The 15,745-nt window shown below is 28.0% G+C and carries 16 protein-coding genes; 13 read left to right on the top strand and 3 right to left on the bottom strand.

From position 1 onward, the window contains the following. Positions 1 to 38: 38 nt before the first annotated feature. Positions 39 to 2,036 carry a fructose-1,6-bisphosphatase gene (locus ACQ3F0_RS11340; RefSeq protein ID WP_428865362.1) on the bottom strand — a complete coding sequence of 666 codons (1,998 nt, stop codon included), beginning with the start codon at positions 2,034 to 2,036 and terminating at the stop codon, positions 39 to 41. 548 nt (positions 2,037 to 2,584) lie between these two features. On the opposite strand from ACQ3F0_RS11340, the gene ACQ3F0_RS11335 reads away from it, so the two are divergent. From ACQ3F0_RS11335 to ACQ3F0_RS11320, 4 genes are all read left to right on the top strand, one after another. After that, positions 2,585 to 3,088 (top strand): DUF8052 family protein, encoded by a 504-nt coding sequence (locus tag ACQ3F0_RS11335; protein ID WP_428865361.1) that lies wholly within the window; start codon positions 2,585 to 2,587, stop codon positions 3,086 to 3,088. Between the two features lie 88 nt (positions 3,089 to 3,176). Next, positions 3,177 to 4,775 carry a carbon starvation CstA family protein gene (locus tag ACQ3F0_RS11330; protein ID WP_428865360.1) on the top strand — a complete coding sequence of 533 codons (1,599 nt, stop codon included), beginning with the start codon at positions 3,177 to 3,179 and terminating at the stop codon, positions 4,773 to 4,775. Positions 4,776 to 4,996: 221 nt separating this feature from the next. Further along, entirely contained in the window at positions 4,997 to 5,296 is a 300-nt protein-coding gene (locus ACQ3F0_RS11325; protein ID WP_428865359.1) for a DUF7990 family protein, read from the top strand. Positions 5,297 to 5,327: 31 nt separating this feature from the next. Next, positions 5,328 to 6,260 carry an ArsA family ATPase gene (locus ACQ3F0_RS11320; protein ID WP_428865357.1) on the top strand — a complete coding sequence of 311 codons (933 nt, stop codon included), beginning with the start codon at positions 5,328 to 5,330 and terminating at the stop codon, positions 6,258 to 6,260. 219 nt (positions 6,261 to 6,479) lie between these two features. Here ACQ3F0_RS11320 and ACQ3F0_RS11315 read toward each other — a convergent pair whose 3' ends face one another. Further along, positions 6,480 to 7,676 carry a S1C family serine protease gene (locus tag ACQ3F0_RS11315; protein ID WP_428865356.1) on the bottom strand — a complete coding sequence of 399 codons (1,197 nt, stop codon included), beginning with the start codon at positions 7,674 to 7,676 and terminating at the stop codon, positions 6,480 to 6,482. Positions 7,677 to 7,957: 281 nt separating this feature from the next. Between ACQ3F0_RS11315 and ACQ3F0_RS11310 the strand changes: the two genes are divergently transcribed. Both ACQ3F0_RS11310 and ACQ3F0_RS11305 read left to right on the top strand, forming a co-directional pair. Then, positions 7,958 to 8,635: a response regulator transcription factor gene (locus tag ACQ3F0_RS11310; protein WP_428865355.1), complete on the top strand. Its 678-nt coding sequence runs from the start codon at positions 7,958 to 7,960 to the stop codon at positions 8,633 to 8,635. Continuing rightward, the gene (locus ACQ3F0_RS11305; RefSeq protein ID WP_428865354.1) at positions 8,635 to 10,134 is read left to right on the top strand and encodes a HAMP domain-containing sensor histidine kinase; all 1,500 of its coding nucleotides are present in this window, start codon (positions 8,635 to 8,637) and stop codon (positions 10,132 to 10,134) included. The genes ACQ3F0_RS11310 and ACQ3F0_RS11305 overlap by 1 nt, the downstream gene beginning before the upstream one ends. A gap of 29 nt (positions 10,135 to 10,163) precedes the next feature. Here the strand turns inward: ACQ3F0_RS11305 and ACQ3F0_RS11300 are convergent, their stop codons facing one another. Further along, the gene (locus ACQ3F0_RS11300; protein ID WP_428865353.1) at positions 10,164 to 10,970 is read right to left on the bottom strand and encodes a YihY/virulence factor BrkB family protein; all 807 of its coding nucleotides are present in this window, start codon (positions 10,968 to 10,970) and stop codon (positions 10,164 to 10,166) included. A 426-nt stretch (positions 10,971 to 11,396) separates the two neighbouring features. On the opposite strand from ACQ3F0_RS11300, the gene ACQ3F0_RS11295 reads away from it, so the two are divergent. The 7 genes from ACQ3F0_RS11295 (at position 11,397) to mbhE (ending at position 15,745) form a co-directional block, all read left to right on the top strand. Next, entirely contained in the window at positions 11,397 to 11,735 is a 339-nt protein-coding gene (locus tag ACQ3F0_RS11295) for a hypothetical protein (RefSeq protein ID WP_428865352.1), read from the top strand. A gap of 385 nt (positions 11,736 to 12,120) precedes the next feature. After that, on the top strand, positions 12,121 to 12,999 hold the full coding sequence (locus ACQ3F0_RS11290) for a fumarylacetoacetate hydrolase family protein (protein WP_428865351.1): 879 nt from the start codon (positions 12,121 to 12,123) through the stop codon (positions 12,997 to 12,999). A 365-nt stretch (positions 13,000 to 13,364) separates the two neighbouring features. Next, positions 13,365 to 13,889, top strand: a complete 525-nt coding sequence (locus ACQ3F0_RS11285; protein WP_428865350.1) for a Na+/H+ antiporter subunit E — start codon at positions 13,365 to 13,367, stop codon at positions 13,887 to 13,889. Between the two features lie 13 nt (positions 13,890 to 13,902). Continuing rightward, complete coding sequence (locus tag ACQ3F0_RS11280; RefSeq protein ID WP_428865349.1) at positions 13,903 to 14,160, top strand: MrpF/PhaF family protein; 258 nt, start codon at positions 13,903 to 13,905, stop codon at positions 14,158 to 14,160. A gap of 14 nt (positions 14,161 to 14,174) precedes the next feature. Next, entirely contained in the window at positions 14,175 to 14,462 is a 288-nt protein-coding gene (mnhG, locus tag ACQ3F0_RS11275) for a monovalent cation/H(+) antiporter subunit G (RefSeq protein WP_428865348.1), read from the top strand. A gap of 27 nt (positions 14,463 to 14,489) precedes the next feature. Continuing rightward, entirely contained in the window at positions 14,490 to 15,050 is a 561-nt protein-coding gene (locus tag ACQ3F0_RS11270; protein ID WP_428865347.1) for a Na(+)/H(+) antiporter subunit B, read from the top strand. Continuing rightward, positions 15,050 to 15,745, top strand: coding sequence for a hydrogen gas-evolving membrane-bound hydrogenase subunit E (gene mbhE, locus ACQ3F0_RS11265; protein WP_428865346.1), 696 nt, complete (start codon positions 15,050 to 15,052; stop codon positions 15,743 to 15,745). Before ACQ3F0_RS11270 ends, mbhE begins: the two co-directional genes overlap by 1 nt.

The following is a 15,745-nucleotide window of genomic DNA, read 5'->3' as shown; positions in this document are numbered from 1 at the left end:
ATATTAATAAATATATAAAAAATAGAACCTAATTGGTTCTATTTTTTATTGCAATATTCTTTTATAAATCCATTTCTATATGCTAATAATAGCATTTCAAGTTCTTTAATTTGCTTTTTTAACATTTGACCTTTATCAGTGTCTATAACTCTTTTTCTAACCAATGTACGTTCTATTATAATAGCTGATGATAGTATATCTTTATTCTCAACTATAGCTTTTTCTATCGATTCAAATGGTTCGTGAGAAATAAGTAATAGCCCATAAGAATTATATACTAATGTATATCCAGCAATACCAGTTTGAGGTTGGTATGCCTTACAAAATCCACCATCAATAGCTAATAGTTTACCTCCAGCTTTTATTGGACTTTCTCCATCAATAGTTTTTACAGGTACATGACCATTGATAATATGAGACGTTTCTGGATTTAAACTAAACTCTTTTAGAAGGTTATAAACAAAATCTTTATCATTTCTATATTGATAGTAATTACTAAGTTTTTCATGATGTGTTTTTTTATCACTAATAAAATAACGTTCGAAAGTCGTCATTTTATCTTTACCAAATTGTGGAGAATCAGGACCGCACCATAGATACCAAGCTAAATCTAAAGCATTATATTGAGTGTTTTTTCCATCTTTAAAAAAATAAGCTTCTCGTGCTATGGTATCAAATTTATCTAACAGTTTTTTTCCTTTGTATAAATCTCCATCTATTTCTACTTCTTTAAAAGTACCATCTTCATTTAATGGTATACATCCATGAAAAAGAAGATTAGAATTACACACTAAATACATACTTCCTTTACTGTATAGAAATCTTATATGTCTTTGGAGTTTTTCACTATGAAGGAAAGAATCTTTTAATTTCATAATTAATATTTTTTCTTCATCTGATAATTTGTAAGGATCAGAAACGTCTATAGTTGGAAAATTAGTGTCAGTTAGTTTGTATTCCTTTCCATATAAATCTATAGTTCCCGTTTCAAAATTAATTCTATGCAATAATAGTCTATCATCCATTTTGAATTCTGGATGAGCTTTAATAATTTGTCCTTCTAATTTAAACTGAATTATTGTAATTGCTTTATGCATTTTTGAGTAAAGTTTTTTTTCTTTGTTAGAAATCTTTTTACTTATGATTTTAGGAAGAAAACTACTACATGAATCTTCTTCATATATCTCCATAGCAAAAGTAGCTAAAGGCAATAAATTGATACCATAGCCATCTTCTAAAGTTCTTAAATTAGCGTATTTTAAAGAATTTCGGATAACATTAGATATGCAGCTCAAATTTCCAGCTGCTGCAGCCATCCATAATAAATCATGATTTCCCCACTGAATATCCAGTGAATGATGGTTCATCATTTCTTCAATGATTATTTCTGCACCAGGACCTCTGTCATAGATATCACCAACAATGTGAAGTCTGTCAACAACTAACCTTTTTATAACGGAAGCTATGGCAATAATAAATTCATCAGCTCTATCAATATCAATAATTGTTTCGATAATTCCAGTATAATATTGATGTTTGTCTATTCGGTCATCTTGCTCATGCAAAAGTTCCTCAATTATATATGAGAAATCTTTAGGTAAAGCTTTTCTAACTTTTGAACGTGTATACTTGAATGTTACTTTTTTACAAACTTCTATTAATCTATTAAGTGTTATTCTATACCAATCATTTATTTCTTCTTCTTGTTGTTTTATAAGTTTTAATTTTTCTTCTGGATAGTAAATAAGAGTTATCAAAGTTCTTTTGTCCATTTCTCTCAAAGAATTACCAAAAGTTTCATTTATTTTTCTTTTTATTACGCCTGATGCATTATTTAGCATATGAGTGAAAGATTCATATTCACCATGAATATCACTTATAAAATGCTCAGTTCCTTTTGGAAGATTCAAAATTGCTTGTAAATTAATAATTTCTGTACTAGCAGCTGATATGCTTGGGTATTTAGTTGCCAGTAATTCTAGATATCTTATATCAGAAATTATTGCATCAAGATTATTTTCATCAAAATAAGTCATAGGCAGTTCCCCCTTAATGTGCCATCAAAATTTTAATATTTTAAAATAGGAGTAGTTAGATAAACCAGTTTATCTATATATAACGACTTTTTCCTACAAATAAGTACTTATAATTAAGAATTTCACTATGTTAAGGTACATATTATTATAAAAGCATTTAAATAGGATGATTAAATAGTAATATGTGCTACACTATTAAAGTATATAATAAATATAGAAATATGTATATACTTTTTTGCTTATGAATATTTTAAATATATAATTTTATACTATTTTTATTAGTATTTTTTTATATGTATTTTATGTATTTAATAATGCACTTTATGTTTTGTTTTTGTTTTATTATGTAATTAGAATGTTAATAAAGCTCGTAGGTAATATAATATATATAAAGATTAAGTGATTTTTATATAAATACTTTCGGTAAAGGTTTACAATGGTGATTGTAATTTTTGAAATAGTATTTATGTAAAATATAGAAAAATATAACTAATTACTTTATAATATAAATATCAGTTTATAAAATTTTAACTTTGGAGGTAAGAAAAATGAATTATGTAGAGTATAGGACAAAGTTGAAAGATAGTTTAGATGCATATTTTAATGTAATGTTAAATAAAGAAGTAATTAATAAGAAATTTGATTTATTCGCAAATTTTAATTCAAGAAACGCAAGGTACATGCTATCTAAAAAAGCTGAAATATATGCATATAAAAGTAATGAATATGTGTTTTATAATAATATTGAAACAATAATTGATATAGAAACATTGGAATCAATGAAGAATTTTTTAATCGAGAATGTAGATAATATAATAGAGATTGATAATGAACATATGAGCAGCCTTATAAATGTTATTTACACTGTAAACGGTGGAATTACAGAAGAAATAAAGAAAAAAATCAAAAAATTTAGTTTTTATAAAAGTTATAAATTTGGATTCAGAGGTTGGGTAAATACTAGGCTAGTTGTTATAGACTTAAGTTCAAATGAAATTTATACAAATAAACTGGCAAGAAAAGAGGGCAAGAAATTTTTCTTTAAAAATTAGGTGAAACCTTATATTATAGATTAATAGTTTAAGCTATTTGTCTGTATATAAGTTTTTATAAATTATAAAACCTAAAGGAGGTTTCTTAATGAATTCATTAGTAATTATTTTTATTTCTATTGTATGTTTTGTTGCAGCATACGCCACTTATGGTAGTTGGCTAGCAAAGAAATGGGGTTTGGACCCTAAAAGACCTACTCCTGCTCATACTAGGGCAGACGGTGTTGACTATGTTCCTGCAAAAGCTCCAGTATTATTAGGGCATCACTTTTCATCTATTGCAGGCGCGGCTCCAATCATCGGACCTATAAGTGCTGCTGTATTTGGTTGGCTTCCTGTTGTATTATGGATTGTACTAGGATCTATCTTCTTTGGTGGAGTTCATGATATGGGTGCATTATTTGCGTCAGTTAGACATGATGGTAAGTCAATAGGGGAAGTTATATCAGTTAACATGGGACAAACGGGTAAAAAATTATTTTCTTGGTTTGCTTGGTTAACATTACTTCTAGTAATTGCTGCATTTACAGCAATATGTGCTAGTACTTTCACTAACGTACCATCAGCTGCTACATCCTCTTTATTATTTATGGTTTTAGCTGTTGCATTTGGTTTCCTTGTTTATAGAAGAGGTGCTGGTTTAGCTGTTAGTTCAGTTATCGGTGTAGCGTTATTATTTGTATGTATTTGGTTAGGATTAAAATTCCCATTATCTTTATCATTTAACACTTGGGTAATTATTTTATTAGTATATATTGGTATAGCATCTGTTGCTCCAGTTTGGATATTATTACAACCTAGAGATTATTTAAACTCTTTCTTATTATATGCTATGTTAATCGGTGGAGCTCTTGGTGTATTAATCAAGAATCCTAAATTTGAATTAGCTCCTGTTACTGCATTTAATACTGGTGGAACAAATTATTTATTCCCTATGTTATTTGTAACAGTTGCATGTGGTGCTATTTCAGGATTCCATTCATTGGTTGGTTCTGGTACTACATCTAAACAAATAGATAATGAAAAAGATATAAAATTGATTGGTTATGGTTCAATGTTAATAGAAGGTTTCTTAGCAATACTAGCAATTACGACTGCTGCTTATATTGGAGGAGATCAATTAAAAGAGTTATTAGCTAATGGTGGACCAACTAATGTTTTTGCAAATGGTCTTGGTAACTTTATGGCTAGTTTCGGAATACCTTTTGAAACTGGTAAGAGTTTTACAGCTTTAACAATTTCAGCATTTGCGCTAACTTCTCTTGATACAGCTACAAGACTTGGTAGATTCATATTCCAAGAAATGTTTGATACAAAAGAAGGTTCTGTATTAGGAAATATGTATGTAGCTACAGGTATTACAGTTGTACTTGGTGGTGCATTAACATTTAAAGGTTGGAGAAATATTTGGCCTATATTTGGATCAGCAAACCAATTACTAGCTGCATTAGCATTGTTATCACTTGCAGTTTACTTAAAGAAAATTGGAAAAGATTACAGAATGGCTTCTATCCCAACAGTATTTATGTTTACAGTAACAGTATTAGCGCTAATATTATTAATATATGGAAAAATTCAAGCAGGATTTGCTGCTAATGCTCCATTAATCATAATAGCTATTGTTTTATTAATTCTTTCTATAGTATTAATAAAAGAGGGTATAAAAGCACTGAGCGATGATAAATAATAAATTCAAAGATTAATTTTAGTAAATAGAAGCTAACGCATACTTTGCGTTAGCTTTTTACTACATCCACTACATCCTTTAGATTTTTTTGCTTAAAACTAGTGTATTTAAATAAGTATGATGAACATTAAATTAGAAAATAATAAAATTAGCTTATTAAATTATGTTAGAATTGAGATATAAGGTTATTTTAGAATATAGCAAAAGAAAGGAGCGTATATATGGTAGAAGAAAAATATAATTTAAAAAAATTCATGGAAGATTTCAAACTGTTTTTTGGAGGAGCTACGGATTTTAATAGAAAATCTAGTGCACTTTTAGAAAAGGAAGCTCATAATGAAATGGATAATTTCATATTACTTTGTTTTGGTGATTTATTGGGGCTACCAATTCCAACTAGTTATTATACATTAGAAATTCTGCCCTATATTGCAGAAGACTTAGAACATTGGCAAAAGAGAATGTTGGATAGAAAGTCAATTTGGGGTGAGCGTTGGGGAGATTTTGATCTTGATGCATAAATTAGTAGATGAATAAGTTAGGAGGATTCTAATGAATAAAATTGTGTTTTTTGGAGGAAAAGGAGGAGTTGGTAAGACAACTTGTTCTGCAGCTTTTGCTATAGCAAGTGCTAATATGGGAAAGAAAACGCTTTTAGTATCTACTGACCCTGCCCATTCTACATGTGATATATTTGAAAAAAAAATCGGGAATAATATTGTGAATATTGAAAATAATTTAGATGCCTTAGAAATAAATGGAGAATATGAAAGTAAAAAATATATGGAGGGTGTTAGAGCAAATTTAAAAGATATAGTAAGCCCAATCATAGTAAAAGAAATAAAAAAGCAAATAGATGCAGCGGCAATATCACCAGGTACAGAAGAAGCAGCATTGTTTGATAAAATGTTAGAAATTATTAATGAGAAATATGATGAATATGATCAAATTATTTTTGATACAGCTCCAACAGGACACACAATAAGACTTGTTTCTTTACCTGAACTTTTAGGTGCTTGGCTTCAAACTTTAATTGAAAAAAGAAGAAAAGCATTAGGTTTAATGAGTATGGCCCATAACCATGGGAAAAAGAAAAAAGATGAGATAGAAGAGGATGAAGTAGTAAGTATATTGAAGAAGAGATTAGATAATGTAAATAATGCTAAGAAAATTCTTATTGATGATAAAAAAATGAGTTTTATATTTGTTTTAAATGCTGAAAAATTACCAATAGAGGAAACTAAAAAAGCTGTTTCTATGTTAGAAAAGTATAAAATTCAAGTTGATACACTGGTGGTGAATAGAATTTTACCTGAAGAGATAAAAGACGAGTTTTTTATAACAAAGAAAAAGCAAGAGAAGAAATATTTAGATGAAATTTACGCAGCTTTTGGAGGAAAAAAAATTATTAAGCTTCCAATGCTAAATTCTGATATGAGAGCATTTAATATAAATGAAATTGCAAAGCACTTTAATAATGGCTAAGTTCTATAATTTTCTATCTTTAATGGTTAAAAAAGCATATATTGCGTAAAAAGCATCGTAGCAAACTTTAGAAATTCTTATTCATTTTCGTAATACATGCGTTAAGAAAAATTCTTGTTTGAGCTAGCGAGTTGGAATTTTTTAGCATGTATTTAAGAAAATGAATTAGAATTTCTTAGTGAAGAGGAGTGCTTTTCTAGCTATATATGCTTTTTAGTTTTATTTTAGTTTAAGCGTTAAATTTTTATATTCTTCGTTTCTATAAACTTTAATTTCTATTTCATCTCCTACCTCGTGAGATTGTTTTATTTCATTTAATTCATCTGAAGTAGATATTTTTTTACCATCAAATTCAATTATAACATCACCAGATTTTAAACCAGCTACTTCTGCTGGGCTAAATTCTTCTACTTCATGAATGTAAATACCTATTGGTAATGAATATTTCTTGGATAGAGCATCATTTATCTCTGATATAGTGACACCTATAGTTATTATTGGTTTTATTAAATCTTGAAGTAGAGGTTCAATATCATTTATAGCTATAGCAAATCCTAATCCTTCAACATTAGAACCACCAATTTTTGCACTATTAACCCCAATAACTTCCCCATAGATATTAACTAATGCACCACCACTATTACCATTATTTATGGCAGCATCTGTTTGAATATAACTTTGAATATTATTATTTTCATCAGTTACTTTTCTATTTAATGCACTTACTACTCCAGAAGTAACTGTTCCTAAGAAATCTTGACCCAGAGGGTTACCGATAGCAATAACAGGATCTCCAGCTTGAAGATTATCTGAATTTCCAAATTTAGCGACAGCAGGAACTTTTACATCTTCCACTAATTTTATAACAGCAACATCTAATTTTTCATTGTAGTTCAATAATTTAGCTTCATATTCCTTTTTTTCTTCTTCATTTTTAGAAGTGTTAAAGATAACACTTATCTCTTTGGCTCCTTGTACAACGTGGTAATTTGTTAAAATGTACCCTTCTTCACTAAAAATTATTCCGGATCCAAATCCACCAGATTCACTTGGAAAGCCAAATCTATCTCTAGAAGAAACACTAGTTGCTACACCTACAACAGCAGGACCAACTTTTTTTGCAATGTTAGAAACAGACAATGGTATATAATTAGTTGGAGTTGGAGTGATTTTTCCTGAAGTTGTTGAATTATCATCAATGCCATCAGTGTTAGATAAGCTAGGATTTATTTTTGGATAATAATACATGGTTGCACCAGCTGAAACCATACCACCTAGCATAGAACAAATCAAACCAACAACTATGTAGCCAAAGAAACCTTTTTTCTTTTTGGGTTTTTTTGAATGGTTATCATTAGATTCAGGTTCGTGATAATGATCTGATGATAGATTTTTATCATTGTAATTGTCGTTCATTAAAAAGCCTCCTTATAATTATCTTATCAATGGTTTTGAAATAATAATAAATTGATTATCCCATATAATTTATATTAGTTCAATTATTTTGGTTAATCATCATAGTTATATATTAAGGTTAGTATGTGTCATTTAGTTGACAGAAATATTGATAAATAATTAAATAATTTATTTTGATGCACAATGCACTGTCAACTGTCAACTATAGATTGCGAACTTGCTTCGCAATTTATTATGCATTATGATAAAATTATTATAAAAAGAATAAGTAGGTGATAGTCATGAGTAAAACAATAATGATTGTTGAAGATGAAGAAAGATTAAGAAAATTAGTAAAAGCATATATCGTAAAAAGTGGCTATGGATGTGTAGAGGCTGAGAATGGTATTGAAGCTATAAAAAAATTTAAAGAGTTCGATATAGATTTAATAATTTTAGATATAATGATGCCATATATGGATGGATGGACAGTTTGTACTAATATTAGAAAAGAATCTAATGTTCCAATAATAATTTTAACAGCTAAATCTGAGGAAGATGATAAGTTGCTGGGATATGAATTAGGAGCTGACAATTATGTGACAAAACCATTCAGTCCTAAAGTATTAGTTGCAAAAATCAAAGCATTACTTAAAAGAATTACAATAGATGAAACTGAAACTGAAGGCATTTATAAATATGATGGACTTACTATAAATGAATTATCTCATGAAGTTTTAGTACATAATAATTCAATAAATTTATCACCAAAAGAGTATGATTTACTTATATTCTTTGTTAAAAATAAAGGGATAGCACTTTCTAGGGATAAGATTTTAGACAAGGTATGGGGTTTTGATTACTTCGGAGGGTTAAGGACTGTTGATACAAATGTTAAAAGATTAAGGGAAAAGTTAGGAGATAAAGCAAATTATATTATAACAATAAGGGGAAGCGGTTATAAATTTGAGGTGAAATAATGAAAAAGAAAATTACTTTTAAGTTATTTATAGTAACAGTTGTTTTTTTTCTATTATTTATTTTGACACAATTACTAGTGCAGTCTTTATTTTTTGAAAGGTATTTTATTTGGAGAAAAACAAGTGAGTTTGAGGAAAAACTTAGGAAGTTTGAATTTCAATTCTACAATAATATTGATGACTGGGAAGAAGGAATAAGACTTATAAATAAATTTGAAAAAGAAGAAAATTCAAAAATTGTTATTTTGGAAAATAACGGAACCATGAGTTATATTACAAGCTATGAAGATGAAAAAAATGCTTATACTAAAATAAATGAAGTAAAAGAAATTATAAATAAATTTGTTGCTAAGCCGCAAAACATTTATAATTTGCGACAGAGCAATGATATAACAACCTATACAGTTGCGAATAAATTGTATGATTTCAAAAATTTAGTGTGTGTGTCTTCTATAGAGAAAAATGGAATACCTGTGAAAATAGTATTTGCAATCACACCATTAAATGAAGTATCAGATACAATTGAAACTATGTCAGGTTTTTATTTGTATTTTTACTTAATAGCAATAGTAATTATTCTTTTATTGTCATTGATTTATTCAAGAATGGTATCTAAACCGTTGAGGAAATTAAATGAAACTGCAGAAAAGATGGCTAAATTGGACTTTTCTCAAAAATGTGATATAAAAAGTAAAGATGAGCTAGGGAGTTTGGCAATAACTTTAAACTTTTTATCTCAAAACTTAGAATCAGCACTAGATTCTTTAAAGAAATCTAATAAACAGTTAAAAAGAGATATTGAGAAAGAAAAAAAAATAGAGAAAATGAGACGTGAATTTGTTGCTTCTGTATCACATGAATTGAAAACGCCAATAACATTGATTGAAGGATATGCAGAAGGGTTCAAAGATGGAATTTTTGAAGATGAAGAAAAAGATTATTATATTGATGTAATTTTAGATGAATCAAAAAAAATGGGTAATTTAGTTTCTGACATGCTTCAATTATCTAAATATGAAACAGGAAATATGAAATTAGAAGAAAATGAGTTTGATATTGTAGCATTATTAAATGAAATAATTAAGAAAATGAGTGCTACTTATTTAATGAATAAAGATTTAAAAGTAATACGAGGATATCAAGATGAAGAATATTTTGTAAAAGGAGATATTCAAAGAATAGAACAGGTCGTAAATAATTTAGTTACAAATGCAATAAGATATACTAAGGAAGAGGGAAGTATATATATTAATAAAATAATTATTGACGATGATGTATTTATAGAAGTAGAAAATGAAGGTAGCCATATCCCTGATGAAGAGAAAGATAAAATATGGAACAAGTTTTATAGAATTGATAAATCCGGGAATAAAAATTTTGGAGGAACAGGATTAGGATTAGCAATAGTTAAAAATATATTAGATTTGCATAATAGCATTTATGGAGTAGAAAATACTGATAGAGGAGTTAAATTCTATTTTTCTATGAAGAAATGTTAAAAAAAGCATTTTGGTAGCCAAAATGCTTTTTATCTTTTAGAAATTATAGAATTTATCTCTCCTCCTATCAAAATAACTAATGAACTTATGTAAAGCCAAATCATTAGAACAACTACTGTGGCAATTCCACCGTAAATCCTTGAGTAATTACTAAAATTATCAACATAATAAGAGAAGAAAAGAGAAGATATTAACCATCCTAAAGTTGCAAAAACTGCTCCAGGAAATACATCTTCAAAATCTAATTTAGTTGTAGGGGTGACTTTATAAATAACTGCAAAAATTAAAATCATTGAAACTAAAGCTAAGAAATATCTCATTAAATTCCAAAACAAATTAAATCTTACAGAAAGTCTCAGCCATAATGTGAGCTTCAATCCTATTATATTACCAATAACTAATAAGAAAAAAGCAAAAATAATCATAAAACTAAGTCCGAAAGTACTAATAATGGATGCTAGTTTAACTTCAATGAAAGATCGTTTTTCGTCTACATTATATGCTTTGTTCAAACCACGTCTAACAGCTCCTAAGCCAGTAGATGCTGTCCAAATTGTTATTATTAAACTGAAAGAAAGTAAATCTCCATTTTTTGAATCAAAGATTTCAACGATAGTCGTTGTTATTAATTCATAAGCATTTTGAGGAAGTATTGCTTTTAAGCCATGCAATACTTCAGAACTATCTAAAGGAATATAACCCAAAATAGTTAAAAGAAATATCAAAAAAGGAAAAAAACTTAATAATAAACCATAAGCAAGCTGAGATGATAAAGCAAGTATATCATCATTATCTAATTTTCTTACTAATTGTTTTAGAAAAGTTATGTATTTCAATGTTAGATCTCCTCGTATATTCATTTATATATTAGTATAAATGAAAGTTATATAAAATAGTACAGCTAAATTGGAATTATTGGGGAATATTTATAAATTGCGAACAAGTTCGAAATTTATAGTGACAAGTTACAAGTTGTGGATACCTTTCGCAAGCGAAAGCTTTTAATTATACAAAAGATAAAATGACTTCCTTTTGCGTAGCAAAAGTTCCTTATTCCAGTTAGCGAAGCTAACAAAGGCTTAGCTAAAGATTTTCTGCAAGAAAATTAACCTTAACTTGTCACTTGTAACTTATCACTTTTTTAGTTCTCATTTTATTTTTATTGTTCCATAATAAAGTAAATAGTATAAATATTTTTTCAAGCTAAAAAAATGTATGGAGAACTTTTAAATGAAAATAATAATACTGAAGGAGATGAGTGTATGCATATATTTTATAAATATAATGGTGAATTTGGATCTTTAGAGTGCGATTTTACAGAAAAAAATGTTATTGATGCTATTCAGTGGGATATGGTTGCAAAAAAAGCTGATTATAATTCTGAAGAATTTGTTCACATTACAAGAAAAATTTTAAATCAATTTTTTGATGATGGGAGAGTAGATTACTCACTTAAAAATCAAAAAAGTTTGGCTGAAAAATTAGAACCTCATATACAAGAAGAAATTGAAAATGGAGAGATAGAAGTGAATGTAACATATAAAGACAAAGAACACTTTTTGATGCATTTGGGATTAGATAATCATTCTTATGTAAATTAGTATCTGTTTTAAGATGCTATTGATTTAATTAAATGCACAGTAATTATAAATTGCGAACAAGTTCGCAATTTATAGTGACAAGTTACAAGTGATAAGTTTCAAGTTGTGGATACCTTTCGTGTCAACGAAAGGTATCCACAACTATGCATTGTGAATTGTGCACTATGTATTGAAATAAATTTTGTTTTAAAACTTACTTATTGTTTTATATCATTGCCTATCCATTTTGTGCTATTATTTTATTATAGTAAAGCAAAATATGGTTAGGGATCGTTGAAGAATAACTTTTACTAAATTTCTTTCGAAAAATGCTTAAAACATGCATATTTTCAAAAGAAAAGTAGAACTAATTCTTAAGCCGACCCATAAATGGGGGGATTTTATTATGAAGTATTTAAGATTTATACATAATGGGGAAGAAGATTTTGGTATACTTAACAATGATAATACTATTGTATCTTTTAAAAAGATATTTAAAGAAGATGTACCAAAGAATTTCACTGATTTCATTGAAAATTATGGTACTAAGTATGAGAAAAGATTAACTGATTTAGAAACTACAGGTGATGGAATCAAATTAGAAGAGGTTGTTGTTAAGTCGCCAATGAAAGAGATTGGAAGAGGGGTAATTTGTTTAGGGAAGAATTATAGAGAACATGTAAAGGAAGTTCCTTCGGCAATGGATTTGAAAAATGGTGTTCCAGAGTATCCGTTGTATTTCTTTAAAATGGTTAACGAACCTGTTGGTCCTGGGGAAAATATAAGATTACATAAGGATTTGTCAACAAAAATTGATTACGAGGTAGAGTTAGCATTGATAATTGGAAAAGAAGGTAAGGACATACCAGCAGAAAAGGCTGAAGAGTATATTTTTGGATATACAATTTTAAATGATATATCAGCGAGAGATTTACAAACAAATCATGTTCAATGGTTTAGAGGTAAAGGGTTAGATAATACTTGCCCTATAGGACCGTATATTGTTGATAAAAATGAAATAAAATTTCCTGTGGAATTGAATATAAAATCTTATGTAAATGGTGAAATGAGACAAAATTCAAATACTAAGGAATTTATATTTGATATTCCATATATCATTAGTGATTTTTCAAAAGGAACAACATTGAAACCAGGCGATATAATTTCAACGGGTACTCCTTCAGGCGTAGGAATGGGATTTAAACCAGAAAAATTCTTGAAAGCTGGAGATGAAGTTAAGTGTTGTATTGAAAAAATAGGTGAAATCACTAATTTTGTAAAATAAAAGTAGGTTACATAAAATATAATGTATTATAATGAAACAAATGTATCTAATTGAAACATGGATATTAGTCGAAATTAGACAGAAGTGTATCAGAATAGAACAAAATTAATATAGGGCTGTTAAACCTTTAGCGGTCTCTTTTTTTTATAATAATAATATGGAAACGAGTATGGCAATATTACTAAGTTCACGATAGCTTTTATTATTAGATATATCATATCTAATAATATTGGCACAAAAATTGCATTTAAAATTTATAAAATAGTTATTTTTGTTTTTATTCTAAAAATATAGTTTATAAGTATATAATAATACTAAGGTTAACTATATATAACATTGTGAATTGAATAAAAAGGGGGTTTTGTATGAATAAAAGTTTGCATATCATAGGAGTTTTATTTGGAACTACAATATTTTGGATTATTTTAAATGAGGAGATTAGGTTTACAAACATTGTTGTAGGAATAATTCTAAGCGTTATTATCTTATCTATTACCAATAAATTCTTTTTATCAAAACCCTATAATCAAACATACAAGTTCAATATACTATTTTTAATCAAATTCTATTCTTACTTGGTCTACAAAATATTTGCATCAGGATTGCAATTAGTTCCAATTATTATTAAAGGAGAAGAGAATATTGCAATTATTGATATCAAGACTGAATTAAAAAACGATCTATATATTGGACTGCTGGCAAATGCTATAACATTAACACCAGGAACTATTACTGTTGAGAAAAAAGAAGGAAATTTAAAAGTATTGTGGATAAACTGCACAACTAGAGATACAAAAAAAGCTGGTGAAATTATAAAAGGTGATTTTGAAAGGTTACTGTTAAAAGCCAGTAGATTAAAATCAAGTAGAAATTTTGAAAAAGTCTCATAGAGAGGGGTGGAATATGTTTTCAGCAATAGTAATGACGATTATAACTTTGCTTGGGTTAGGGAGTTTGATTCGAATAATCTATGGCCCATCAATTTGGGATAGAATATTGGGACTGAATTTATTTTCTTCAAAAATAACAATGCTTATTGTAATTTTTGCTCTTATGAAAGATAAGTCATTCTTTTTGGATATTGCAATTGTATACGCACTTCTTGGATTTATTTCTATTATATTCATATCTAGATTTATTATGAAAAAAGGTAAAATTTAATAAGAGGTGATAATATGAGAGAAATAATTGGAAACTCTGCTATTGTTTTTGGTTTGGTTTTTATGAGTTTTGGTATTCTAGGGCTATATAGGTTTAAAAAATTCTACTCAAGAGCATTGTCTGCATCAACTATAGATACAGTTGGATTTATAAGTATTATGGCTGGTGTAATAATAAAACGTGGAATGGATTTTTTTTCATTAAAAGTATTTTTGATAATGATTATAGTTATGATAATTAATCCAGTTGCATCACATGCTATAGTTCGATCAGCATATAATAGTGGATTTAGAGAAAAATAGAAGTTTGTATAGCTGGAGGTAAAAGTTATGCTTAAAATTTTTTTGGTATTAGCTATTGTTTTTGCTTTTAAGGCAATTACTACAAATAAATTAAGAGTTTCAATAATAACTATGGGTATTTTTTCTTTAATTAGTTCATTTTGTTACTTGCTTTATAGTGCTCCTGACGTAGCAATTGCTGAGGCTGTTATGGGGTGTACATTGAGTACTATTTTATATTTGGTTGCATTCCAAAAGTATAAGATTTTTTCAATATATTATATTGTTAAGAATAATAATGGGACATATATAAATAATGAAATAAAAAGAAGAACAGAAATAGAAAGTATTATAGAAAAATTCTGTAAAAATAAAGAGTTGGAACCCCATGTTATTTACACCTCAGAAGATGTAGAACATATAAAATCAGCACATGAGTATGACTTAATAGTAGTACAGGATGGAAAAGACTTAACCTTGTTTGGTAGAGAGGATAACTATTTACTTGAAGGATTAGAAGATCATATATGCTTTGAATGTGATGCGAATCTTCATTTTGAAATAGAAGGAATTCTTGAGGAGGAAGTGTTCGAGGAGGAGATTTTGTAATGGAGGATAAAAATTCAATTAGAAAAATGCTTATAGCGTCATATATTATAATTATTGCCTCTGTGACTTTGTATTTATATTATAGAAGTATGGAGAGCTTTCCCAATGAAATCGTTAACTATTATTTGAATAATGCACTAAAGGATACAGGAGCAGAAAATGTTGTTACTGCCATTTACTTAAATTATAGATTGTATGATACATTTTTTGAAGCATTAATGTTGCTTATTAGTGTAATAGGTATAATTCATTTTTCCAGACATGATAGTAATAGTCATATAGAACCAGTAAAAGAAACAGGTGTGGTGACTTGGGAAGATTCTCAATTAATATCCATAATAGGTGGATTCTTGTTCCCTTTTATTATGATTTTTGGAAGCTATATAATTTTCAATGGACATAGATCACCAGGTGGAGGCTTTCAAGGTGGTGCAGTATTAGCATCAGTTTTTATAATAAAATTTTTGGTATCTCAAACTCATAATATTAGCTTGAATTTTTTGCATAAAGCAGAAAAAGTATTATTTATTTTAATTATACTTATTGGGGTTGGATATTTATTCTTAGGAATAAACGTAGGAAATGGTTATTTAAACGAGTATTACTTGGTACTTATGAATTCACTAATTGGTATGAAGGTATTTTGTGGATTATCTATTATTTTCTTTAGATTTGTTTTTTATGAAAGTAGGTGA

The organism is Clostridium sediminicola (genome assembly GCF_050402865.1).
GTDB lineage: Bacteria > Bacillota > Clostridia > Clostridiales > Clostridiaceae > Clostridium_AF > Clostridium_AF sediminicola.
Note: the sequence above shows the minus strand (reverse complement) of the source record. Positions and strands in the feature narration are given on the sequence as shown.

Bases quoted from the DNA above. Each gene is read 5' to 3' on its own strand.
- ACQ3F0_RS11335 (WP_428865361.1), top strand. From the start codon at position 2,585: ATGAATTATGTAGAGTATAGGACAAAGTTGAAAGATAGTTTAGATGCA.
- ACQ3F0_RS11290 (WP_428865351.1), top strand. From the start codon at position 12,121: ATGAAGTATTTAAGATTTATACATAATGGGGAAGAAGATTTTGGTATA.
- ACQ3F0_RS11305 (WP_428865354.1), top strand. From the start codon at position 8,635: ATGAAAAAGAAAATTACTTTTAAGTTATTTATAGTAACAGTTGTTTTT.
- ACQ3F0_RS11325 (WP_428865359.1), top strand. From the start codon at position 4,997: ATGGTAGAAGAAAAATATAATTTAAAAAAATTCATGGAAGATTTCAAA.
- mnhG (WP_428865348.1), top strand. From the start codon at position 14,175: ATGAGAGAAATAATTGGAAACTCTGCTATTGTTTTTGGTTTGGTTTTT.
- ACQ3F0_RS11315 (WP_428865356.1), bottom strand. From the start codon at position 7,676: ATGAACGACAATTACAATGATAAAAATCTATCATCAGATCATTATCAC.
- ACQ3F0_RS11330 (WP_428865360.1), top strand. From the start codon at position 3,177: ATGAATTCATTAGTAATTATTTTTATTTCTATTGTATGTTTTGTTGCA.
- ACQ3F0_RS11295 (WP_428865352.1), top strand. From the start codon at position 11,397: ATGCATATATTTTATAAATATAATGGTGAATTTGGATCTTTAGAGTGC.
- ACQ3F0_RS11285 (WP_428865350.1), top strand. From the start codon at position 13,365: ATGAATAAAAGTTTGCATATCATAGGAGTTTTATTTGGAACTACAATA.
- ACQ3F0_RS11310 (WP_428865355.1), top strand. From the start codon at position 7,958: ATGAGTAAAACAATAATGATTGTTGAAGATGAAGAAAGATTAAGAAAA.
- ACQ3F0_RS11320 (WP_428865357.1), top strand. From the start codon at position 5,328: ATGAATAAAATTGTGTTTTTTGGAGGAAAAGGAGGAGTTGGTAAGACA.
- mbhE (WP_428865346.1), top strand. From the start codon at position 15,050: ATGGAGGATAAAAATTCAATTAGAAAAATGCTTATAGCGTCATATATT.
- ACQ3F0_RS11280 (WP_428865349.1), top strand. From the start codon at position 13,903: ATGTTTTCAGCAATAGTAATGACGATTATAACTTTGCTTGGGTTAGGG.
- ACQ3F0_RS11340 (WP_428865362.1), bottom strand. From the start codon at position 2,036: ATGACTTATTTTGATGAAAATAATCTTGATGCAATAATTTCTGATATA.
- ACQ3F0_RS11270 (WP_428865347.1), top strand. From the start codon at position 14,490: ATGCTTAAAATTTTTTTGGTATTAGCTATTGTTTTTGCTTTTAAGGCA.